The sequence below is a fragment of the Paenibacillus violae genome (assembly GCF_032461945.1).
GTDB classification, from domain to species: Bacteria; Bacillota; Bacilli; order Paenibacillales; family NBRC-103111; genus Paenibacillus_E; species Paenibacillus_E violae.
On sequence record NZ_JAWCUD010000019.1, the window covers coordinates 45039 to 69122 of the forward strand.

Sequence of the window (24084 nt, forward strand, 5' to 3'; positions counted from 1 at the left end):
TGATAAATTATGACATATTTCTTGCAATAAATAGGAATTAGGTCCTATATTTACTTGCAAGTAGGACTATAATCATGGTTAACTATAAATAGATTCTTTACAGTTAAAAAAATGGGGTGAGGGATGGCAATAGGTTGTGTGGGGAGTCGTTAATGTTGGGTTTACAGAATGGGAAGATCAAGTGTTTGAGCTGAGGAAAATCTGAGCAATCGTGCATCTAAGATGAGCGAACAGTATTTGGGTTGCGACAATTATAATGGAGGTAAATCATGCTGCGTTATCGGAAGAAAATGGCCATTCTGATGTCGCTGATGCTGGTCATCCAGTTAATTGGCGGTATGCTTGGCGCGGTGCAGGCTGCACCATCCTATGCATTTGACGGAAGCAAGCTCGATGAGTTTAATGTAACCGGGTACGATTCAGATCCTAATGATCCGGATGGACTACAAAAGAAAGAATTATCGGAAGCTGTACTAGGACGCGATACGGAAATTTTGGTCCATGCCCATAATAAAGCTCCGGGAACGATGGCCTTCAACGCTGGCGTTGAAGTTGTACTGCCGGACGGTCTTGAGCTGGCATCGGATATGAGTCCCAGTACGGTGGTAACGGATGGCGTAACAGGAACCATTACAGCTTTTTGGAAGGATATCAAAGATATCGCTGCCGGGGAAAGCTTCGATTTTCCTGTGAAAATCAAAGTTTCTAATAACTACAGGAAAGCAAATAGCGGCGGTCTGGTTCCGTTTGGGACCATGTTGACGCCTACGGTTCGGTTATATGCGAGCAGTGATCCCCGCAAGTTATACTATGACGCTGCGCTTCCTACCAAGACGTGGAGCAAAGCCATTAAGGTCACGCCTTTTTCCATCCGACTTATCAATGATGTGAAGAATGTGAAGGGGGCGGGCCCTGATGATGCACCTCCTGCAGGAGGCGCAGAGTGGGGAGAGCTTCCTTATAAGATCGAAATGGTTAACAATGCACGGTCATCTACAACATTTACACTCTTTAAAGAGACAACGGATGCGGCAGTTGAGCACTACGGTTTTACAGGCCAAACCGGAACGCCGACACAAACGGTTGCCAACGGGGTGCGCACCATTAACTGGACGCTTCCGGCACTAACAGTGGCAGGCGAGGACGGAAAAGGCAAGAAAACGTTTAGTTATCAGGCGGCCTTTTTAAATACGGACGCAGGCAATCATATCATGACGCATGGCACACAGAAGGACGATAAGTTTGACTATTCTGCTACCGTGGATGGTCAAACTTTTACGGGGTCTGTGACACAGAAGGTGACTGCTAGAGATATCGTGATTTATAAAGGTGTACAGAAGAAGGCGGGTTCTTCAGCGGGAAGCGAGGTCGGATACAACGACAGGCTTGTGTACACGCTGCGTGTCAAAGTCAACGAGTACGTTCCTGTGACAGGGATCACTGTGAAAGATACGCTGGGTGACGGGCAGGTCTTTGTCGATGGTTCGGCAGAAGTTAAGGATGCAACCGGTGCATCAATATCCCGTGGTTTATCGGAAACAGCTTCAGTGGATGGAACTACAGCCTTAACGTGGACGCTAGGAAATATGGATTACGCGAGTGCTACGGATCGTGAATTCACGATTACTTATGAAGCCACCGTTCGGTCGACCTGGAAGGTTGCTAAATCCGGTGGAAGCAATGTAGTTGCAGCGGACGTTCTCGTCAACAAAGCTGAGGTAAGCGGTGTATCTGTTTCGTCAGGAACGGTTACCGATTCCGATTCAACGGACATTCATGTGACAACGCCTAGTGTTAGTGAAAAAATCGTTAGAGTGAACGATGGAACTACCGTGGGAGGCCAGCCGGTTAATGAGCTGAAGCAAGCGGTAACTGTAGGTGATACAGCTAGCTTTAAAGTGGCATACGACGCTGTGGGCCTGCCGGCGAAACAGCACAAAGTTAAGCTTTATGACTATCTGCCTCTCGGTACCATGTATGAAGGCTCACTTAGCACTTATCAAATTAATGGAATAACGCCTACATACGAAGATGATATGCAAGCTCTCGTGTGGGATTTTGGCAACACGGATCTAGTTGAGGGTCAGGTAAGCCAACTTGCCACCGAGGTAAAAGTGCGGATTCAAAACGATACCAGCTACGTCACCAAGGACAAAGGGGCTAAAAACCTGGTCGTCCTTACCTATGAGAATTCTGAAGGTATTGTTGAGAGCAAGCGCAAGGAAGTTGAATTAGCCTATGTAGAACCAGATGTGAGCATAACGCGCACAGTGAACAAAACGATTGACCTTCACGGAAATGAATCCGTTACAGTTACAATCAAGCTAACGAACAATGGATCGACACCGGCCTATCATGTGAAGCTGACGGATAAGTTAGCGGATGGCTTGCAGGACTTACCGGGTAGTGAAGACTATACGCAGACAGGCACTTCGATCAAATTCAATGAAATTCCTACCATAGAACCGGGCAATGCCAACTCGGTGACGCTGACGTATACAGCTCAGTTAATCGATCCAATCGGCGCGAGCAGAGATATTGTGCTGAAAGATGCGAGCTGGACCTACTATGGGCAAAATAATACATCAGCAGGAGTCATCAATCGCCCTTACACCGGGCAGGAGACGACGACGACCAATCTGACAGCAGCCGGACCGACGATTACGAAGACGGTTGAGGATACTTCGGGTACGAAAACCTCTTTGAAGCCTGGAGATTGGGTAGTCTACAAGGTGGAAGTGAAAGTCCCGGCTAACAATGTGGCTTATTCACCATCGGTAGAAATTGAAATACCAAGTAATGAAGATTATGTTGCGACGTATACGGGGTATGATTCCCTGACACATACAGGTACGGGATCACCAACTGTTGATACGACAACAGCAGGCCTCATTAAACTCGCCGGAATGGCGGAGGTACCGGGCGCGACGTATACGTATTATGTTAAAACCACCGTTAAGAAGATTAATGCCGGTACATCCGTAAGTGATACATCCGGCGCAGCCTTCAAATGGAAGCCAGAAGCATCCGCAACAGAGAAAACCTTATCTGTTCAGGGCGCACAAAAGCCTACGGTGACCATTAAAGCGCCGCAGCTGGAAATCACCTTAAGTCCTGGTACAACATCCATGAAAGCAGGCGACACCCGAGCCTACACCGTCACTGTGAAGAACAAGGGGCTGAACCCGGCCTATACCTTTACGCCAACAGTAACTCTGCCTGCAGGATTTAGTTTTGTTTCTGGAGACGGGACGGCCGCTGGGGTTACGATGACGTTCCCGCAAGTTGCGACACTTGCTAATAATGCCGAGCAAACATACGCATTCACTGCTCGTCTTGACAACGTCAAGGGGTCAGGATCAACGCAAAGCATTTTAGCTTCCACTGGAGACTACTACAGTCTGCCTGATAGTGGCGGCGCCAAGTATGATTACGTAGCAGGTTCAGCTACCGTTGATGTTCCGCGCGTCACGATTACAAATGTTATTACGGCAACGAGCAGTGGCGATATCACCAAGATTCGTCCAGGAGATACCGTAGACTACAAAGTTGAAGTTACGATACCTGACGGGACGATAGCGTACGACGTTGTTGTCGAAGATGTAGTCGACTCTCTTGGAAGCAACTTTACGTTAACGAACAATCCTTATAATTTTACAGTTTCAGGAAACAAGCTCACCAAAGTTCTAACTAATTCGGAGACGGATGCCTCACTGGGGGCCAAAGTTTTCACATACACCTTTCAAGCACGAGCGAAGGCAGGTGTTTTCGACGCAAGTGAAGTAGTTCCGTACAAAACTACGGCCGTGGCCAAGTGGAATAAGCAGAACGGCTCCGACTCAGCGCAAACGGCTGATGCAGTAACAAGCATTGCAATTTTGCAGCCGAAATTAACCATGGCTCTGGTGGCGATTGCCGATACGAAGTTTTCCAAAACCAACACCGAAATCACAGTTGAGTTTGAACTGAACAACGTTGGGAACGCGACAGCATACAAACCTTCGGTGGAAGTCAAGCTGCCAAGCGAACTGAATGTGAAGCCAGGCTCGATTTCGGATGGCGGATCCCTTAGCGGTGGCGACACGCTTACATGGTCAGCGCTCTCTGATCTTGCTGTAAGCGGCAAAAAGAAAGTGACCTTCATAGTCACTACGAAGCCAGAAGTTTTACCGGGGACAACGGGTATTACGATCAACGGTAAAATAACCGGATACGAGTCCCGGGAGAGCACCCCAGTTGCCATTTACACGCCTGTAGTGTCCTTGCCGCAGGTACTCTCTGTCGATGTGTTGACGGTATCGGCTTCGATCAAAGAATCGACAAACAACAGCACGACGACAGTGCGCCCTGGCGATGAAGTGACCTATCTCCTGAGTCTGGATCAGCCGCTTAATACGACCACGTATCATGTAAATCTTGATTCGCTGTCAGGGCTTGTTCAACAGGAAATCATTTCGGTAGGTAAAATCGTTGGCGGCTCGGTCACTGACATTCCGAAAGTTGGAGATAAGTATCCACTCGGGTCTATTACAGGGGATGCCAGTCCGATGGACCCATCCGCGCAGTATCAAATTGTTACAAGGTTGAAAACGGATGGACCGGCGGGTAGCTACATCGCACAGATCACGCCGAAGCTTGATTATCAGACGGCGGAGACTGCAGGCGCGCCACGAACAATATCAGCCGAGATGCTGTCCGTGAACGTCGTGCAACCCGACATTTCCCTGCTGCTAAGCAGCAGCAAACCGGCTCGTCAGGACGGCTCCGTTCCGTTCGATACGGCGAGTGAAGAGCTTCTCTTCACGATGAAGCTGACGAATAACGGGCAAAGTACCGCGTTCAACCCGTTCACGACGATCCAGCTTCCAACCGGCGTTCATATCAGCTGGGCAGACCCTAGGGCTACAGTAAGCGGATCTACCTATAGCTTGACTTGGGAAAGCCTACCGATTCAGCCTGGCAGCAACAGTGAATTACAATTCAAGGTACAGGCGGATAACGCAACCGTCGTTAGCTCGGTATATAGCGTCAAGTATACCTTGAACGAATACTATTCTCTCCCTTCAAAGGGCGGGAAGAAGTATGATGAGCTGAGTTCGAACTTAATCAACGCCATTGTACTTGGGCAGCACACGTTGAATACAGCTCCGGATCAAAGTGTGAAGGCCGGACAAACGGCAACGTTCCCGCACATCGTGACGAATACTGGAGCGGGTGTAGATCTCTTTAAGCTTGAAGTGAACACGCCATTTACTACGGATGTGATCGTTAATGGCCAAGTGGCAGCCACGTGGGCATTCGATCAAGGGCAGTGGAAATGGACCTATATCTCCCCGGATGTGAATCAAGGCGGAGTTCCTGGCTTCAAGTTAAATGCCGGAGAGCAGCAGGCGCTGCAGTTAGTCGTTCATGTTCCGGAAGGCACTCCGTATGACAACGATCATCCGTATCTGATCGGCCTGAAGGCATCGGCTGTTGAGAGCGGAAAAGAAGAGAGCATTCAAGATAAGCTATACGTTGTTGGGGATCCGCTTGACGGATGGGCAGGTAGTCAGCCGCGCTCGCCATGGACAGAGCCGGTGCTTGCACCAGGGGATCCATTGAAGCTTTCAGCCGTTAGCTCTAACGATGTACAGCGAGTGGAAGCTGTTTATATCCATGGCACCCATTCCGAAGTCATTCAATTCGTCCTGACGAATTCGGAAACATACATCACAGATGGCCATAAAGAATGGAAAAACGTACTGACACGGTTGCCGGACGATATTCTGGGTAATCAGACGTCAGAGTCGTTCAAATTAACCTTCAAGGGTTATGATACGGCAATCGGCGGTCATGACATCCAGACAGATGCACCTAACGGCGCATTTGGCGGCAATAATGGTTTTACGGTGAAAAATGCGATTGAAATTCTGGGTACCATTACAGTTGCAGGAGAACACCGGCCAATCGCTGGTGCTACCGTTACCTTGTACAATGAAGATGCCAGCCATGTGGAAATCGCGAAAACAACAACGGATGCAAACGGTGGCTACAATTTTGGACAACGTAAGGCAGCACGTTACAGCATCGTAGTACAAGCTGAGAATTACGCAGAGGCAAGCAAAGCATTCTATGCGATACCGAGCACGGTTGGAAGCAACCAAGTTATCGTAGATGCCGAGCTCAGCCAATATCGCTTAATCTTAACAGCTGATCCTAGCAGCATTGTCGGCGATGGGCAGTCTACGACTATTTTAACGGCAGTCGTATTGGATCAAGCGGGTCAACCGCTTTCGAATGTTCAAGTTAACTTCAGTGCTCCAATAGGTACTTTCGTTGGTGGCTCATCGGCTGTCACGAATGAAAAAGGTGAAGCAAAGGTAACGTTCAAGTCTGCCGTTATTGAAGGCATCATCTCCGAGCGGTTCCCGATTCAGGCAATTGCTGACGACAGTCCGCGTGACCTGCATGCCAAAGCGCAAATTATCATGACTTTTGAGCCGGCGAGTATTGTAGGGATTGTTACTGAGATGATCGATGGCGTTGTCACACCGGTTAATGGTGCTCATGTTGTCATTACGGCTAATTTTGACGCGAATCCCGGCATCGACTTTACCGGAGAAGCTTACACGGTTACGAAAGATACGTACCAAGGCTATTACAAGATCGCGATCCCTCGCGGAGGCGTCGATTATCAAATGCAAATTACGAAGCCCGTTCAAATCGGCGGACACACTCAGCTTATTACTTACACACAAACGATAACGGCAGGTGTGGTTTCCGGAGCAGGACATGAAGAATTTATGCCTTCCAAAGGGGCCAGCGGTCTTATTGCAGTAGGTAACGACAATCAGAGTGTCGGTGTGTTTCCTGCGGACATGACGAACAAAATGCGAGTTCGATTGCTGGACGGCTCGAATCATGAAATTTCGAACGCTCCGCTTCAAGCCAACGGAACGTTCAGTATGAACGGCCTGACGCAAGGCGAATACAAGATGGAAATTAGCTACGAAGTAGAGCCGGGCGTATTCATTGTGCTGAATGAGAACGCCCAAGGGGAACTGTCGAAGCTGAAAATCAGCAGCGATGGCGAACTGAACATTGCGCTTGAACTAATCGACCCTTATGGTAAAGTTACGGATGCCATCACGGGAGAAGTAATCGAAGATGCGCATGTTGAGCTGTACTATGCAGATACGCCTAGAAATGCAATTAATGGAAAAACTAAGCATACCATGGTTCCACTCCCTGTTCTTGTAGGCTTCGCGCCAAACGATAACAAGAACCCGCAGAATACAGACGCTGCCGGAGATTACGCTTATATGGTCTTCCCGACATCGGATTACTACATCCGAGTCACGAAACCGGGATATGTGACGTATATCAGCCCGACGATATCCGTAGAATATGCAATCGTTAAGCATGATTTGCAAATGCAGCGGGAATCAACATCAGACAAAGGCAATGGCGGTTCTGTCGGAGGCGGTATGATTCTGCCGGGCCAAACTGACTTGTCCGTGCATTTATTTTCGGATAAAGCCAATTATGGAGAAGGACAAGAAATCACGTTTACGGTTGAATACAGCAACAAAACAGGTATATTAGCGCAGGGAGTTAGCGTTAGCGCACAAATTCCGACCTACACGACGGTCGCTGACGCAGCAGGCGGATCCGTGAACGGAAATACGATCACGTGGGCGATCGGTGATTTGGCCGCGAATGGAAAAGGGTCGTTGACCTACAAAGTGAAAGTGTTATCCAACGCCCTTCTTAAAGCGGAACAAAACGTAACGAACGAAGCATGGATTTCAAGTAAGACAACACTCGTACATCTGGAAGACGATAAGTCTACACTTCAAGTGATGTTGTTCTCGAACCGCTATGAGAATAGCAAGCACACCAGATATATCATGGGATACCCTGATCTGGAGTTTAAGCCACTGCGCAATATTACCCGAGCAGAAGTGGCGGCAATTTTCGCAAGGATCATGGATCTGCGCAGCACAGTGAAAGGGGAAGTGCTCTACCCGGATGTGCCAATCGCTTATTGGGGCAGTGAGTACATTGAGGCTGCTACGAGAGCCGGCTTATTTGGCGGGTATGAGGATCGATCCTTCCGGCCGGATACCGCGATTACGCGTGCTGAGCTATCGGCTGTCATAGCCCGTTACCTGAACCTGAAAGCAGATGCATCCAACAATCTTCATTTCAATGATATTTCTGCGCACTGGGCGAAGAATGAGATCGAGGAGATTTACCGTTATCACATCATTAACGGATATCCGGACGGCTCCTTCCAACCGGGGCAAGCGATGATTCGCGCAGAAGCGGTGACGATGATTAATCGTCTCCTGCACCGCGGTCCATTGAAAAACGCCAGTCAGTCTTTCCCTGACGTCTCCCCGTCTTATTGGGGCTTCGAGCAAGTAGAGGAAAGCGCCAATACGCACGAGTACAAACGCAATGAAGACGGCTCAGAAACATTAACCAAGATGATACCGGAGCCACTCTGGTAATGAAAATAGAGGCAGGAGCCCTTTGGGGGATCCTGCTTCTTTTCTTTCTCTTCCAGGTGATTAGAGCCTCTCAAAAATGGAAAAACTAGGAGATGAGCTGCTAGAGAGCAAATTTTCCTTATGTCAGGGAGGCAATTGTTATGATGAAACAGATTTTGTTAATTACAGATGGATGTTCGAATGTTGGCGTGAGTCCAGTCATAGCGGCTGCACAAGCGCATACGGAAGGTGTAACTGTGAATGTCATAGGTGTGGTCGACCAAGGGGAGTTAGGCCTGTTAGGGACGGAGGAGATTCGTGAGATTGCCGCAGCAGGCGGGGGGATGAGCCGTATTGTCAATTCAGTCCAGCTGTCCCAAACCGTTCAAATGATGACGCGCAAAACCGTAACAACGACGATACAGCATGCGGTAGGCAAAGAATTGCAAAGCATTCTGGGGATTAATCAATTAGAGCAGCTGCCGCCTGAGAAGCGGGCAGAGGTCGTGCAGGTGATAGATTCCATGAGTGAAACTACTTCCCTTCGCGTAGCGCTTTTAATAGATGCTAGTGCTAGTATGAAGCCCAAGCTTGCAGCGGTGCGGGAAGCTATTCATGATCTTCTGCTAAGTCTTAGGGCCCGCAGCGGCAAAAGTGAATTAGCCGTGTTCCACTTTCCGTCAACAAAAACGAGGGACCAAGAGTTGGAGATGGATCTCAACTGGACGAATCAACTTGCAAATTTAGACAAGATGTTCTATAAAATAAACATGAAGGGTACGACTCCGACAGGTCCGGCGCTCCTGCAGACGCTGCAGTTCGTGACGGAGAAGCCTGTCGCACCAACAACCGAGGATGGGATGCTGAGTGACTACGTGGTATGAGGAAGCTTTCCGTCCAGGGACAGAAATCCAAGGCAAATGGAACGGCCGAAGTTATGTGGTCGAACGTTTATTAGGTGCTGGCTCTAACGGTGTTGTGGTTCTCGTACGAAGAGGAACGGCCAGATTTGCTCTAAAAGCAGGACATGAAACGGTTGACCACCAATCGGAGATTAATTCGCTTCTCGCCATATCCCTCACAGATACATCCTTTAAGAACTTCTTAATCGATGCGGATGATATGCAGGTTCGCGGGAAAGAGATCTCTTTCTATGTCATGCGGTATATTGATGGAATGACAATTTCTCATTTTATACATAAGCGTGGGCAGGACTGGATCTATGTCATTGGCTCCAACCTGCTCAGAAAGCTGACGGAGATTCATAAGAGCGGTTATGTGTTTGGGGATTTGAAGATTGAGAACATGATCGTATCCAAGTATGGCGATGTGGATCTCATTGATTTCGGTGGGGTGACACCCAAAGGCAGAGCGATTAAGCAGCTGACCGAAGTGTATGACCGCGGCTATTGGAAGATGGGGGAACGGGTAGCGGAAGAGAGCTATGATTTATTTTCATTTGCCATTTTACTTTTAAAATCGCTCGATCAGCGCAAACGCTTCACGGCAATGAGCAAGATGCTCCCTCAAAATAGAGATGTCGATCAGCTTATGGTCATTATGCGAGAAAATTCAGCAGCGGCCCAGATCGCGCCATTTCTTCAAAAAGCATTGAGAGGCGAGTTTACTACATCGCAGGAAGCTTTTCATTATTGGAAAAAACTCATTTTGGGTAAAAAACTTTCACAGCCCGCTCTGAAAATGCCGTGGCTTAAGGTTTGCTTCGCGGCCTCCATTTTTATTTTTGTAGCAACTGTTTATCTTTACTGGTTAAATTAATAATTAGGGAACATGCAAGTCGGAAAGGAAGACAGTATGGAAATCGATCTTGTCGCCAAGGTGCGGCAGCGAGTGACCGAAGAGAAGTTGGCGGATTCGGGAGATGTCGTCATCGTTGCAGTTTCAGGAGGACCTGATTCCGTGGCGCTGCTTCATGTCCTTTTTGCGCTGATACCCAGTTTCAACTGGAAGTTGGTTGTAGCTCATGTGAATCATCAATTCCGGGGTGCGGAATCGGACGGGGAAGCTGATTTTGTGATGGAGTTGGCGAAGAAGCTAGGTCTACCTTGTGAAATTGGCGTCATCGATGTACCGGCTTATATAGAGGAAACGGCGTTGAATGGGCAAGCAGCCGCGCGTGAGAAGCGGTACGAATTCCTTCATCAAGTTGCGGAAGATTATGATGCTCAGCGAATTGCATTCGCGCATCATGCCGATGATCAAGCGGAAACGGTTATGATGCGAATCCTCCGAGGAACAGGCCCGTCCGGGCTTGTCGGGATGCCGGAACGCAGGCGAGAAAAAAAAGTGGAACTGATTCGTCCTTTCCTACGTATATACAAATCAGATATTGTGAATTATTGCGCTCAGCATCACATTACTTATTGTAAAGACAGCAGCAATGAGCTGCGGAAGTACTTTCGCAATCAAATTCGGCTGGATGTTATGCCGATGCTGAAGCAGTACAATGAACATCTGCCGGAGTCGCTGAATCGATTGACGGATATGATGCGCGCTGAAGATGATTATTTGGCTGGGGAGACCGAGCAGGTTTTACGCCGGATAGTGACTTTTCAGGAAGCGGCTTGCCGGCTACAGAGAAGTGATTTCAGCGGACTTCACGTTGCTTTACAAAGGCGTTTGATTAAATTAATATTAAACTGTCTTTGTTTGGGAATGGACCGGCTGGAATTTAACCGGATTGAAAGTATCCGCGAGCTGATCTTGCAGGATCAGGTTTCTAATCAAGTACTGCAGGTTGATGATGCCCTTTATATTGTGAGAGAATATGAAGCCATTCAATTTCAGATATCTGCTCCTTCGCCGAAGCCTTATGCTTATGCGATCGGATCCGATACGGATGAACTGAACCTGCCGGAAATAGAAGCCAAACTGCTTTGCTCATGGATGCCCGTCAGTTCGCTAGAGACAGCAGCTTTGCTCTCATCCGCAACGGACGTATTTTTGGATCTGGATCAACTTCAGCTGCCGCTAGTTCTTCGTAGCCGCAGAACAGGAGATCGATTGGAACCGTATGGTTTAAACGGGTCCAAAAAGGTAAAAGATATGTTCATTGATGCCAAAATGCCGTTAAGTCGGCGTGATGTCATCCCGTTACTGGTCGATGCTTCCGGACAAATCCTCTGGATTGCCGGCTTTCGTAGGTCCAAGCACGCTCTTGTTGGTCCCGATACAGAACGTGTGCTTCATTTGAAGCTCGTGCTGAAGTAACATGCGTAAATTTCGTTCTTCTAGAATGTAAATTTATAAGGATTCATAATATAAACTAGGGGGTTCATCCTTGTACAGCGACATTCAAGACGTTCTTTACAGTGAAGAACAGATTCAAGGGAAGATTCAAGAATTAGGAGAACAACTCTCCAAAGATTACGAAGGCAAGAATCCGTTGGTCATTTGCGTGCTTAAGGGAGCTTTTATTTTCATGGCTGACCTTGTGAAGCAAATTAAAGTGCCATTGGAACTCGACTTCATGGCCGTTTCGAGCTATGGTCAATCCACGAAGTCATCCGGTGTCGTCAAGATTATCAAAGATCTTGATGTTCCCGTAGAAGGACGGCACATTCTTATTGTGGAAGACATTATCGATAGCGGTTTAACACTGAGTTATCTGATAGATGTGCTAGAGCGACGCAATGCGAAGACGATTTCGGTCGTTGCGCTGTTTAATAAACCGGCACGCAGAACCGTTGAACTCGAACCTGATTACGCAGGTTATGTGCTTCCAGACGAGTTCGTTGTCGGATATGGTCTGGATTATGCAGAGAAATACCGTAACCTTCCATTTATCGGCATATTGAAACCAGAGATTTACTCAACCTAATGTCATATCTCCGGGCTTCTTCATTGCGGTTATGTTGTAGTGCTTTACCGGGATATGGTAAAATAATAAAAGTGTGCCGTTCGAGAGGAGGCTTGGGATGAATCGAATTATCCGGAATACCGGTTTTTATTTACTTATATTTTTGGTAACAGTAGGTATCGTCCATTTCATCAGTACCCAAAACGAACAAAAGGAATTAATTACTTACGATAAATTCCGCCAAGCGGTTGTTAACAAAAATGTGGAATCCGTAACCCTCAAGTTCGATGGATACACGTATTTGATTAAAGGTAAGTATATTAATCCTCCAAGCGGAGCGGATAAGAAGAGTTTTGAAACGCATGCTCCATACGAGCAATTGGTCGTTCAACTGATCGAAGCCAATGGTGTTCCATCAGAAACGTATGAGACAATGGAGCGGGATAGCGTCTGGATTAGCTTCCTGACCTCTATCATCCCATTCGTCATTATCTTCATCTTGTTTTTCTTCTTATTGAACCAAGCTCAGGGTGGCGGCGGCAAAGTGATGAACTTCGGCAAAAGCCGTGCCCGCTTATATAATGAGGAGAAGAAACGTGTCACATTCGAAGATGTGGCCGGTGCGGATGAAGAAAAACAAGAATTGGTCGAAGTTGTTGAATTCCTCAAAGATCCAAGGAAATTCGCAGCCGTCGGCGCAAGAATCCCTAAAGGGGTTCTGCTCAATGGTCCTCCGGGAACAGGTAAAACATTGCTTGCACGGGCAGTTGCCGGTGAAGCAGGCGTTCCGTTCTTCAGTATTTCCGGTTCTGACTTCGTGGAGATGTTCGTCGGTGTCGGCGCATCCCGTGTTCGTGACTTGTTCGAGAACGCGAAAAAGAACTCGCCTTGTATCATTTTCATTGATGAGATCGATGCGGTCGGTCGTCAACGCGGCGCTGGATTAGGTGGCGGACATGACGAGCGTGAGCAAACCCTCAATCAGTTGCTAGTTGAAATGGACGGGTTTGGCGCTAACGAAGGTATTATTATCGTCGCTGCAACGAACCGCCCTGATATTCTTGACCCTGCCTTATTGCGTCCAGGTCGTTTTGACCGTCAAATCACGGTTGACCGCCCTGACATTAAAGGCCGCGAAGCTGTACTGAAAGTACATGCCCGCAATAAACCGCTCGCCAAAGATGTGAAGCTGGACGCTCTGTCCCGTTACACGACTGGATTTACAGGCGCTGATTTAGAGAATCTATTGAACGAAGCAGCATTGATTGCTGCTCGTCGTAACCGTAAAGATATTTCGATGGCTGAGATCGAGGAAGCTTTTGACCGTATTATTGTAGGTACGCAAAAGAAAAGCCGGATCATCAGCGATGTTGAGAAACGTATTGTCGCCTATCATGAAGCCGGACACGCAATCATTGGTTATCATGCGGAAAATGCAGATATGGTGCACAAAGTGACGATCGTTCCGCGCGGACGCGCTGGCGGTTACGTGATGATGTTGCCCAAAGAAGGCGAAGACCGCATGATGCAGACGAAGAACGAGCTGTTGGATAAAGTAACTGGCCTCCTTGGTGGTCGTGTTGCCGAAGAATTATTTATCGGTGAGATCGGCACAGGGGCTTACAGTGACTTCCAGAAGGCTACTGGCATCGTCCGTCGCATGATTATGGAATACGGGATGAGCGATAAGCTTGGACCGATGCAGTTCGGCAGCTCCCAAGGTCAAGTGTTCTTAGGCCGCGACATCGGCCATGAGCAAAACTATAGCGATGCAATCGCTTATGAGATTGACCAAGAGATGCAAAGCTTTATCCGCACTTGTTATGACCGTGCACGCGCCATTCTTACTGAGCATGCCGACCAAATGCATCTCGTAGCCAAAACGCTGCTTGAGAAAGAAACGCTCGATAAAGATGAAATTATTGAGCTTTTGGAAAAAGGCAAGCTGAATGTCGGCGGGATTGACGAGGACGTTAAAGTGAACATTCAACCGCAAAGCAAAGAGAATGAAAGCAATAAATTAGAGTTCGAAAAAGAGAAAGATCCGAATTCGGATCAATCCGAAGAGTAACAAGCAATGGCAACTCGTAAATCCGGTGTACACGTCAGGTGTACCCGGATTTTCTGCTTATTTCGGCTTTTTTACGCATTGACAGGGGATGCTGGAATGTGTAAATTAGTTGTAAATCTCTAATTTTAACTAGCTTAGATCATACTACTTTTAGATAGTTAAGAAGTACACTTTACATCCCAGACAGGGGAGGAAGCATCCATGGAAGCTTTAGCACTAGAGCGTAAAGCGGAGCAGAACCGAGAATTGAAAGAGCGGTTGCTTCAATTGAAGAAAGAACGGAATGCTATTATTCTTGCTCATTATTACCAGCGTGACGAAGTTCAAGAAGTTGCCGATTTCCGGGGGGATTCCTTTTTGCTAGCGCAAAAAGCGGCACAAACAGATGCAGATGTTATTGTCTTTTGCGGCGTCCACTTCATGGGAGAAAGCGCTAAAATTTTGGCGCCGAACAAAACCGTGATCATTCCGGATGAGCGTGCAGGCTGCCCGATGGCGGATATGGTCAATGTTGAGGGTCTTCGTGCTTTGAAGCGCAAACATCCTAAAGCTAAGGTCGTTGCCTACATCAATACATCCGCTGATGTTAAATCAGAAACAGATATTTGTTGTACTTCTGCAAATGCCATAAACGTTATTAATTCCGTCGATTCGGATGAGATCATCTGGGTACCGGATAAAAATTTGGGCGACTATGTATCAAAATTCACAAGCAAAAAAGTGATCATCTGGGAAGGTTATTGCAATACGCATGATATGCTGACGGTCAAAGATGTAGAGGAAATGAAAGCGCAATATCCTAATGCGCAATTTGTTGTACATCCGGAGTGTCGCCCAGAAGTCGTGAAGTTGGGTGATTTCGTGGGAAGCACGACAGCGATTATTAAATATTGCAAAGAATCAGACTGCAAAGAATTTATTGTCGGGACGGAAGACGGGACGGGTTACCAACTACGCTTGGATAGTCCGGACAAACAATTCCACTTTGCAACCAAATACCTGGTCTGCCCGAACATGAAAGTAAACAATTTGAAGAAAATTGTGAAGTGTTTGGAGACCATGCAGCCAGAGATTTATGTACCTGAAGATGTAGCCGATAAAGCAAGATTGTCCTTAGAGCGCATGTTACAAGTAAAGTAGCATGCGCTACTCTCTTGTTTAATTGAAAGATCGCATCAAATCATTTTTGTTAGTTACCCTCGTGAAGAAGCAGAATCTCACGATTCTGTTTCTTGGCGAGAATAAATGGTGAAGATCGGGTGAGCGGCATGATTCCTAGATACCTCGTAGATGTAGACTTAAATTCCATTCCTCATGTACATACAGATGTGATTGTGATTGGCGCAGGTATTGCAGGATTATTTACGGCTCTGCGCGCTAGTGAAAATAAGAAAGTTCTGATGATTACGAAGAAATCTCTCCTCGATAGCAATACGCGTTATGCACAAGGCGGGATTGCAGCTGTTATTTCCGACGAGGATTCACCTGAATATCATATGCAGGATACTTTGATCGCCGGCGCCGGCCTCTGCTCACCAGAGGCTGTTGATGTTCTAGTTCACGAAGGTCCTAACGGCGTACAGGATTTGATTCAAATGGGAACTCAGTTCGATCTGGAGAATGGTGAGTTCGCTTTGACGAAGGAAGGGGCTCACAGCCAGCGACGCATTTTGCATGCGCATGGTGATGCTACCGGCGCCGAAATTGTACGAGCCCTTTCGGAGCGCACGAAACAAGACCCGAACATCGAGATCTGGGACGATCACTTCGTGATCGACCTGATCACGCAAGATGGCGAGTGCTACGGAGCACTCGTGCAGAAGCCGGGCGGCCAGCGGGTGTTTGTGCGCGGCAACGCCACGATCCTCTGCTCGGGTGGTGCGGGACAGCTGTTCCGCTACACGACCAATCCCGATATCGCGACGGGTGACGGCATCGCGATTGCTTACCGCGCCGGTGCGCAAATTCAGGATGTGGAATTCGTACAATTCCATCCTACGGCGCTGTGCTATCCTGGCGCTCCGCGCTTTCTGATCTCCGAGGCGGTGCGCGGCGAGGGGGCGTACCTTCGCAACATCAAAGGTGAGCGTTTTATGGAAAGGTACCATCCCCAGCTGGAGTTAGCGCCTAGGGATGTTGTAGCTCGCGCCATCGTCGACGAGATGGAGAATTGCAAGTCAACTTTTGTATACATAGATATTACACATGAATCTGAGGAACTAATTAAACATCGCTTTCCAACGATTTATGAGTATTGCTTGAATTATGGTTTGGATATGAGCACGGACTGGATCCCGGTTGCTCCCGCAGCTCACTATATGATGGGTGGCGTGAAGACAGATTTGCACGGAGAGACGCACGTTCGCCGACTTTTCGCGTGTGGTGAAGTGTCTTCCACAGGTGTACATGGCGCTAACCGGTTAGCGAGCAATTCGTTATCGGAAGCTATCGTATTCGGCAGAAGGATTATCGAGCGTATTCAAGAGCTGCCGGCTCTGGAAGGCGACATTCAAATCCGCGCGGAGTCTGAAGCGCCAAGAACGGAAATTCCGAATCAGGCTGTTGTCGAAAAGAAGCTGAAGCTGCAGAAAGTCATGCTGCGCTACGCTGGACTGAAGCGTTCAGCCAAAGGTCTGCAAAAAGGCCACGATGAATTGTCCAGACAGCTTTCTATTTTTGATTCCTTGATGACGAAACGTGAAGATTATGAATTTGCTAATTTACTGAATTGTGCATTGCTTACGACAACAGCGGCTTTGGCGCGTGAGGAAAGCCGTGGGGGTCATTACCGGGAAGATTTCCCGGAACGGGATGATCGTGACTGGAAGAAGCATATTGTTTTTAAGCGCGGGGAAGATAGCATAGAGGAGTGGATTTAATATGCTGGATTTAAATATGGAACTTATTCGTAAACAGATTCGGCTTTGGCTAGAAGAAGATATTGGCACCGGTGATGTCACGACTCTGACAACGATCCCTTTGGACCATGCGTCCAAAGGGATTATCCACGTCAAAGAAGACGGAATCATCTGCGGTCTGCAAATTGCCCGCGAAGTTTTCGCTGTCGTCGATTCAACTCTTCATTTTGAAACAAAAGTCGCAGAAGGATCGTCAGTTAATAAAGGGACAATTATTGCTGAAGTGGAAGGCAACACGCGAAGCATCCTGCTTGGCGAACGTTTGAGTCTTAACCTCATGCAAAGGTTGTCCGGTATTGCGACCAGAACACGGGAGTTTGTTAATGCCCTGGAAGGTTTGCCAACCAGACTTGTTGACACAAGGAAGACGACGCCGGGTCATCGGCTTCTTGAGAAATATGCCGTTCGCGTAGGCGGCGGTCATAATCACCGTTTCGGTCTTTATGATGCGGTTATGATCAAGGATAATCACATCAAGGGCTCTGGAGGTATCACACAGGCTGTACAAGCGGCCAGGAAGCAGATCCCCCACACCATGAAGATTGAGGTAGAGGTCGAAGATTTTGACCAATTGCAAGAAGCGTTATCGGCCCAAGCTGACATTATCATGTTGGATAATATGGCACCGGCTAAAATGAAGGAAGCAGTTTCCATAATTAAAAGCAAAGCTCCGCATATTGTAGTAGAAGGATCAGGATCTGTAACGGTGCAGACCATTAAAGCTATGGCTGAATCGGGCGTAGATGTGATTTCGGTTGGACGGTTGACCTACTCGGTTGCAGCGCTGGATATTTCACTTGACCTTAATGAGCGGAAGGGGACAGCGTTATGATTCTCGTGATCGATGTGGGGAATACCAATATTGTGCTTGGCCTCTACAAAGAGCGTACACTCCTGCACCACTGGCGGGTGAGCACGAATCGTTCGGCTACCGTTGATGAATACGGCATGCAGTTGCATAGCCTTTTTCAACATTCTGGGATTAAATTCAGCGAAGTAGAGGGTGTAATCGTCTCTTCCGTTGTCCCTCCGCTCGTTAGTGTGATGGAAAGCCTTTGTAAGCATTATTTGAAAAGGACGCCATTTACCGTAGGTCCCGGCATTAAGACGGGATTGAATGTGCGGGTAGACAATCCCAAAGAAGTTGGGGCGGATCGTATTGTAAATGCGGTTGCAGCTCTTGAACTGTATGGAGCTCCTTGTATTATTGTTGATTTCGGAACGGCGACAACCTATGACTATATTGATCCAGCCCAGCAGTTAGTGGGATGCGCGATTGCACCAGGCATCGGTATTTCCACAGAAGCGTTGTATCAAAAAGCGGCAAAGCTTCCGCGCATTGAGCTTGTGAAGCCGAAAAGCGTAATCGGCAAAAATACGGTAGCTGCTATGCAGGCAGGGATTATTTATGGCTACGTAGGTCAAGTGGATGGGATTGTTGAACGTGTAAAACAGGAGTTTAATGTAAATCCTACCGTCATAGCAACGGGGGGGCTTGCAGAATTGATCTCCAGTGAGTCCCGAACGATTCAAATCGTGAATCCTTTGCTGACACTGCAAGGTTTACAAATGATTTATGAGAGAAATGCATAAGCTGTTTAAGGAAAGGACGTAACATGGGCGATTATTTAATTCGAGGAACGGCCCTTCAGGGAAGAGTTCGTGCTTTTGCGGTACAAACCACCGTCCTCACAGAGGAACTTAGCCGAAGACACCAAACGACCCCTACCGCCACTGCGGCGTTAGGAAGAACGGCAGCCGCCGGTCTTCTTTTGGGAGCCATGCTCAAAGGTGAGGAACATCTCATTATTCAAGTCAAAGGAGACGGTCCAATCGGGCAGATTGTGGTCGATGCCAATGCCAAAGGCGAGGTGCGTGGTTATGTGGATAATCCGCTGGTTGACCCTCCCCTTAAAGCGAATGGTAAACTCGATGTTGCCGCTGCGGTCGGAACGGACGGCTTTTTGTACATAACCAAAGATTTAGGTCTCAAAGAACCTTACAAAGGCAGCACACCGCTAGTTTCTGGCGAATTAGCGGAAGACTTCACCTACTATTTTGCGAAGTCGGAACAGACGCCTTCAGCAGTAGCTCTTGGTGTTTTGGTAAATACCGATCACTCGATCTTAGCAGCGGGCGGATTCGTCATTCAATTGCTTCCTGGATTAAGCGATCAGGAGATTAGTGAAATTGAGGAAATACTCTCACGCATCCCTTCCTTTACAACCATGCTCGGCGGCGGATTAAACCTGGAAGGAATTTTGCAGACGGTATTACCTTCTTTTCAAACACTCGATCAAATGGATGTTATGTTCCGCTGCAAATGCAGTCGGGAAAGGATTGAATCGACGCTTATTTCCCTGGGGAAAGCGGAGCTTCAAGAAATTCTCGATGATGAAGGCTTCGCCGAAGTTGTGTGTCATTTCTGCAATGAAGCCTATCGTTTCGACGAAGAAGAGTTGCAACGCATGATTGATCTGTAGATCAGCAGCATTATGGAAATGAAGAGGAGTCAGGATGCAGAACGTAAAGCGATTGTGGGGAGTCATCATTCTGATGGCAGTATGTATTCTCGTGCTCGCATCCTTGCTGATCACTCATACTATGAACCAATCAGAATCGAGTCACCCAGCGGATCCTGAGCAGCAAGGCGAGCAGAACAATGATCAGGTCGTAGCCAAAATTGGAAGTCGAGATATTACGCGGCAAGAGCTTCGAACAGCGCTGGAACATCATTATGGAGCAGAACTGTTAGGTCAGCTGTTGGATCGTGAAGTGATACGTCTGGAAGGAAACGAGACGGGGACTGCGATTGCAGATGCGGAGATTGCACGTGAGTTGAAACGAATGCAGCAAGGATACGAGAGTGAAGAACAATTTTATGCCTCTATGCAAAATCAGTTGGGGCTGTCCCGGCAAGAAATCAAAGAGGACGTTACGAATAAGCTGCTATTGGAGAAACTTGCTACCAGCCATATTCAAATAACGGATGCTCAGGTGGAATCTTATGTCCAAGCGCATCCTGATGAATTTAAGCAGGAAACCGAGTACAACATCCAGCAGATAATTGTTTCTACCAAGGATCAGGCGAACAAAGTGATTGCCGCGCTGGGGAAAGGCGAAAGCTTTGAAATTCTGGCCAGAGATCGCTCCCTGGATGACGCAACCAATAACACGGGAGGAGACCTCGGCTGGATTGAGGGTGATGACCCTTTTGTGGCAGCACCCGTTCTGGAGGCTGCGAAATTGCTGAAGGTTGGGGAAGTCAGTAAGCCAGTAGCGTTAGCGCAAGGATTTGCAGTAGTGAAGCTGAAAAACAAGCGTGACAAAGAAAATCCGGATCAAGCGTTTATTCGTGAAAATGTGCGCAGAGAGTTGGCGCTGCAGGAAGCTCCGCCGCTTAAGGATTATGTTTCGCAGCTTCGAACGAAATGGAAAGTAGCTGTTATTGCTCCGGAGTTTAAGCAGGGTCTCTGAAAATGTGGTTGACAACGCGTGGGTGCATTGATAAGATTAAATGTATAATACCGACTAATTAACTCGGAAATCATCTATTACTCAATCTGGAGGGGAACTAGCAATGGCAAGATTAGTACAAAGCATTACGGATTTGATTGGAGATACACCGCTTGTTCGTTTGAATCGTGTCGTTCCGGAAGGAAGCGCAGAGGTTTATGTTAAATTGGAGTATCAGAACCCTGGTGCCAGCGTTAAAGACCGTATTGCCATCTCCATGATCGAAGTAGCTGAGCAAGAAGGCAAACTTAAGCCTGGTGATACAATCGTTGAGCCAACTAGCGGTAACACAGGAATCGGAATTGCACTTGTTGCAGCAGCTAAAGGATATAAAGCGATTCTGGTTATGCCAGAAACGATGTCTCTAGAAAGACGCAACCTGCTTCGTGCTTACGGTGCGCAACTTGTTCTTACACCGGGAGCAGAAGGAATGAAGGGTGCGATCAAACGTGCGGAAGAATTGAAAGCGGAGAATCCTTCCTATTTCATCCCGCAACAATTTGAGAACCCGGCTAACGTGAAAGTTCACCGTGAAACAACAGGTCCAGAAATCGTGGAAGCAATCAAGGGTCACGATGGCAAATTGGATGCTTTCATTTCCGGTATCGGTACAGGTGGTACGATTTCGGGCGCTGGCGGCGTGCTGAAAGAAAATTTCCCTGATATCAAAATTTATGCGGTAGAACCTGCGGCTTCACCGGTTCTTTCCGGCGGTAAACCAGGTCCTCACAAAATTCAAGGTATCGGTGCAGGTTTTGTTCCTGGTATTTTGAACACAAACATTTACGATGAAATCATTGCGGTGGAGAATGAAGATGCTTTCGAAACTTCCCGTCGCGTAGCCAAAGAAGAAGGTATTCTTGGCGGTATTTCCTCAGGCGCAGCGATTTTCGCAGCTTTGAAAGTGGCCAAAGAACTTGGAGCTGGCAAACGTGTCGTAGCGATCGTACCAAGTAACGGTGAGCGTTACCTGTCTACACCGCTTTACCAATTCGAAGAGCAATAAAGTTGACCTTCATGCAATTAAGTAAGCCTCAGCTCTTGCAGCTGGGGCTTTTTTTCTGTGATAGGTTGGAGTATACTAATGGACAACTAATCTTCGGATATTATTGGAAGGAGGGGCAATCATGATTTTAACAACCCTAGAGCAGTGGCGCAGTTGGTCCTCCGCGTATACCATGCTGCCTTACGTCGTTAAGCTCGAGCTGGGCGAAGATCGTATCGTCTCCTGGGAATCAGCTTGGCAGGAAGCGGCGCCGAATTCTTTTGTACTGGAGAGCGGGAAAGGCGGGCGCTACACGTTCCTCGGGTTACAACCATTTTCGACGGTACATGGAAAAGGGTTGGAAGCTGAAATGACTTCGTCCGGTCATGTAACTCGCATGAAAGGCGAGCCGCTTTCAATCGTGAAACAATGGATGTCTTCTCATCATAGTCCCAAAGTAGAAGGCGGTCCTAAATTCTTAGGTGGATGTGTCGGATACTGGAGCTACGATGTAATCCGTACTATCGAGAAGCTACCGACCCAAGCGGCGGATGATCTGCCAATCCCGGATTACAGCTTTGCTATGTATGATCAAGTATGGGCTGTGGATCACCTTGAGAAAAGCCTATACCTCATGGTCCACACGTCCCTGCAGACGGACCTGGCTGCGGATGACGCGTATCTGCAGCAGCTATATGCGCAGGCGCAAGAGCAGACAGATGCCATGCTTCGTCGCTGGCAGGGCATCAGCACTAGCAGCGCAGCGGGCTCGCCGCACAGCGGCCCGGAAGGGACATCGATCGCGCGCGAGCAGCTGCACATCGATGTAGAGAGCATCGCGGGCATCCAGCCTGCGTTCGGCAAAGCCGACTACATGGCGGCGGTGCAGCGCATCCAAGCCTACATCTCACAAGGTGACGTGTTCCAAGTCAACTTGTCTGTCAGACAGAGCCGGCGCTTGAACACGACGCCGGAAGAGATCTACGAGGCGCTGCGCATCGTCAATCCCTCGCCTTATATGGGCTTGCTGCGCTTCGCAGGCTTCGCCCTCGTCTCCGGCTCGCCGGAGCTGCTCGTGCAGCTGGAGGATGGCGTCCTGCGGACGCGTCCTATCGCTGGCACACGCCCGCGCGGCAAAGACGAACAGGATGACCTGCGCCTGGCCGGCGAGCTCATCGACAACGAAAAAGAGCGCGCCGAGCACGTCATGCTGGTCGATCTCGAGCGCAACGACCTTGGCCGCATCTCCAAGTACGGCTCTGTCCGCGTCAAGGATTTTATGGTCATCGAGTACTATTCCCATGTCATGCACATCGTCTCCGAAGTGGTCGGCGAGTTGGCGGAAGGCAAGGATGCGTACGATGTCATTGCGGCTACGTTCCCTGGAGGAACAATCACAGGCGCCCCGAAGATTCGGACAATGGAAATCATTGAAGAGTTAGAGCCAGTTCGCCGCGGCCCGTACACGGGTTCTATGGGGTGGATTGACTATAATGGCAATATGGAATTTAATATTATTATACGCACGCTGGTGGCGGCAGAAGGTATGGGGCATATTCAAGCGGGGGCGGGGATCGTCATCGATTCTATTCCCGAGCGTGAGTATATCGAATCTTTGAACAAAGCCAAAGCGATGTGGAAAGCAATTGAATATAGCGAGCGGAGCATGAGCCGAGCTTAAGCCTGAGCAGGGCTGACGAAAGGGGAGCTTAGAATGATTTTAGTGATTGATAATTATGATTCGTTTACGTACAACCTCGTCCAATACTTGGGGGAAATTGGGGAAGAAGTCATCGTTCGTCGCAATGACGAAATTGATTTAGCAGGTGTGGAGGCCTTGGCGCCCGACCATATCTTAATATCTCCGGGTCCTTGCACGCCGAATGAAGCCGGTATTAGCCTATCACTGATTGACCATTTCAAGGGTAAAATCCCCATTTTCGGCGTTTGTCTGGGACATCAGTCCATCGGACAAGCTTTTGGCGGCGACGTCATTCGAGCTGAGCGCTTAATGCACGGCAAGACCTCAGAAATCTTCCATGATGGCCAAACGTTGTTCGAAGGGTTACCATCTCCTTTCATCGCGACACGTTACCATTCTTTGATTGTCAAAGCGGAGACGCTGCCTGATTGCTTGGAAGTCAGTGCCCGTACGGCTGAAGGTGAAATCATGGCGCTGCGTCATAAGGAATATCCGATTGAGGGCGTTCAATTTCATCCCGAATCCATTATCACGGAGCATGGCCACCAAATGCTGCGCAATTTTCTACGCCGCACGGCTAAAGCAGGAGCTTAAT

At 48.2% G+C, this 24084-nt stretch carries 15 protein-coding genes; all 15 read left to right on the forward strand.

Going from position 1 to position 24084, the window contains the following annotated elements; genetic code table 11:
• Positions 1-269: 269 nt before the first annotated feature.
• The 15 genes from RQP52_RS34095 to pabA all read left to right on the forward strand — a co-directional run bounded on the left by RQP52_RS34095 (position 270) and on the right by pabA (position 24083).
• On the forward strand, positions 270-8498 hold the full coding sequence (locus tag RQP52_RS34095; protein ID WP_315955958.1) for an S-layer homology domain-containing protein: 8229 nt from the start codon (positions 270-272) through the stop codon (positions 8496-8498).
• Positions 8499-8641: 143 nt separating this feature from the next.
• Complete coding sequence (locus RQP52_RS34100; protein ID WP_127457174.1) at positions 8642-9361, forward strand: vWA domain-containing protein; 720 nt, start codon at positions 8642-8644, stop codon at positions 9359-9361.
• Entirely contained in the window at positions 9345-10256 is a 912-nt protein-coding gene (locus RQP52_RS34105; protein WP_315955959.1) for a serine/threonine-protein kinase, read from the forward strand. Before RQP52_RS34100 ends, RQP52_RS34105 begins: the two co-directional genes overlap by 17 nt.
• 36 nt (positions 10257-10292) lie before the next feature.
• Positions 10293-11708, forward strand: coding sequence for a tRNA lysidine(34) synthetase TilS (gene tilS, locus RQP52_RS34110; RefSeq protein WP_315955960.1), 1416 nt, complete (start codon positions 10293-10295; stop codon positions 11706-11708).
• 70 nt (positions 11709-11778) lie between these two features.
• Positions 11779-12318, forward strand: coding sequence for a hypoxanthine phosphoribosyltransferase (hpt, locus tag RQP52_RS34115; protein WP_127457153.1), 540 nt, complete (start codon positions 11779-11781; stop codon positions 12316-12318).
• A 97-nt stretch (positions 12319-12415) separates the two neighbouring features.
• A complete protein-coding gene (ftsH, locus tag RQP52_RS34120) occupies positions 12416-14368 on the forward strand; it encodes an ATP-dependent zinc metalloprotease FtsH (protein WP_315955961.1) in 1953 nt (650 codons plus the stop codon).
• 201 nt (positions 14369-14569) lie between these two features.
• Positions 14570-15508 carry a quinolinate synthase NadA gene (gene nadA, locus RQP52_RS34125; RefSeq protein ID WP_315955962.1) on the forward strand — a complete coding sequence of 313 codons (939 nt, stop codon included), beginning with the start codon at positions 14570-14572 and terminating at the stop codon, positions 15506-15508.
• 128 nt (positions 15509-15636) lie between these two features.
• Positions 15637-17247, forward strand: coding sequence for an L-aspartate oxidase (nadB, locus tag RQP52_RS34130; protein WP_315955976.1), 1611 nt, complete (start codon positions 15637-15639; stop codon positions 17245-17247).
• Position 17248: 1 nt separating this feature from the next.
• Positions 17249-18118, forward strand: a complete 870-nt coding sequence (gene nadC / locus RQP52_RS34135) for a carboxylating nicotinate-nucleotide diphosphorylase (protein WP_315955963.1) — start codon at positions 17249-17251, stop codon at positions 18116-18118.
• Positions 18115-18879 carry a type III pantothenate kinase gene (locus RQP52_RS34140; RefSeq protein WP_315955964.1) on the forward strand — a complete coding sequence of 255 codons (765 nt, stop codon included), beginning with the start codon at positions 18115-18117 and terminating at the stop codon, positions 18877-18879. Before nadC ends, RQP52_RS34140 begins: the two co-directional genes overlap by 4 nt.
• A gap of 23 nt (positions 18880-18902) precedes the next feature.
• Positions 18903-19769, forward strand: coding sequence for an Hsp33 family molecular chaperone HslO (hslO, locus tag RQP52_RS34145; protein ID WP_315955965.1), 867 nt, complete (start codon positions 18903-18905; stop codon positions 19767-19769).
• A gap of 34 nt (positions 19770-19803) precedes the next feature.
• Positions 19804-20763: a peptidyl-prolyl cis-trans isomerase gene (locus RQP52_RS34150; RefSeq protein WP_315955966.1), complete on the forward strand. Its 960-nt coding sequence runs from the start codon at positions 19804-19806 to the stop codon at positions 20761-20763.
• A 103-nt stretch (positions 20764-20866) separates the two neighbouring features.
• Entirely contained in the window at positions 20867-21808 is a 942-nt protein-coding gene (gene cysK, locus RQP52_RS34155) for a cysteine synthase A (RefSeq protein ID WP_127457161.1), read from the forward strand.
• A 121-nt stretch (positions 21809-21929) separates the two neighbouring features.
• A complete protein-coding gene (locus RQP52_RS34160) occupies positions 21930-23468 on the forward strand; it encodes an anthranilate synthase component I family protein (RefSeq protein ID WP_315955967.1) in 1539 nt (512 codons plus the stop codon).
• Between the two features lie 33 nt (positions 23469-23501).
• The gene (pabA, locus tag RQP52_RS34165) at positions 23502-24083 is read left to right on the forward strand and encodes an aminodeoxychorismate/anthranilate synthase component II (protein ID WP_161407595.1); all 582 of its coding nucleotides are present in this window, start codon (positions 23502-23504) and stop codon (positions 24081-24083) included.
• Position 24084: the final 1 nt, after the last annotated feature.

Bases quoted from the DNA above. Each gene is read 5' to 3' on its own strand.
- RQP52_RS34160 (WP_315955967.1), top strand. From the start codon at position 21,930: ATGATTTTAACAACCCTAGAGCAGTGGCGCAGTTGGTCCTCCGCGTAT.
- ftsH (WP_315955961.1), top strand. From the start codon at position 12,416: ATGAATCGAATTATCCGGAATACCGGTTTTTATTTACTTATATTTTTG.
- pabA (WP_161407595.1), top strand. From the start codon at position 23,502: ATGATTTTAGTGATTGATAATTATGATTCGTTTACGTACAACCTCGTC.
- tilS (WP_315955960.1), top strand. From the start codon at position 10,293: ATGGAAATCGATCTTGTCGCCAAGGTGCGGCAGCGAGTGACCGAAGAG.
- cysK (WP_127457161.1), top strand. From the start codon at position 20,867: ATGGCAAGATTAGTACAAAGCATTACGGATTTGATTGGAGATACACCG.
- RQP52_RS34095 (WP_315955958.1), top strand. From the start codon at position 270: ATGCTGCGTTATCGGAAGAAAATGGCCATTCTGATGTCGCTGATGCTG.
- nadA (WP_315955962.1), top strand. From the start codon at position 14,570: ATGGAAGCTTTAGCACTAGAGCGTAAAGCGGAGCAGAACCGAGAATTG.
- nadB (WP_315955976.1), top strand. From the start codon at position 15,637: ATGATTCCTAGATACCTCGTAGATGTAGACTTAAATTCCATTCCTCAT.
- nadC (WP_315955963.1), top strand. From the start codon at position 17,249: ATGCTGGATTTAAATATGGAACTTATTCGTAAACAGATTCGGCTTTGG.
- RQP52_RS34140 (WP_315955964.1), top strand. From the start codon at position 18,115: ATGATTCTCGTGATCGATGTGGGGAATACCAATATTGTGCTTGGCCTC.
- RQP52_RS34100 (WP_127457174.1), top strand. From the start codon at position 8,642: ATGAAACAGATTTTGTTAATTACAGATGGATGTTCGAATGTTGGCGTG.
- hslO (WP_315955965.1), top strand. From the start codon at position 18,903: ATGGGCGATTATTTAATTCGAGGAACGGCCCTTCAGGGAAGAGTTCGT.
- RQP52_RS34150 (WP_315955966.1), top strand. From the start codon at position 19,804: ATGCAGAACGTAAAGCGATTGTGGGGAGTCATCATTCTGATGGCAGTA.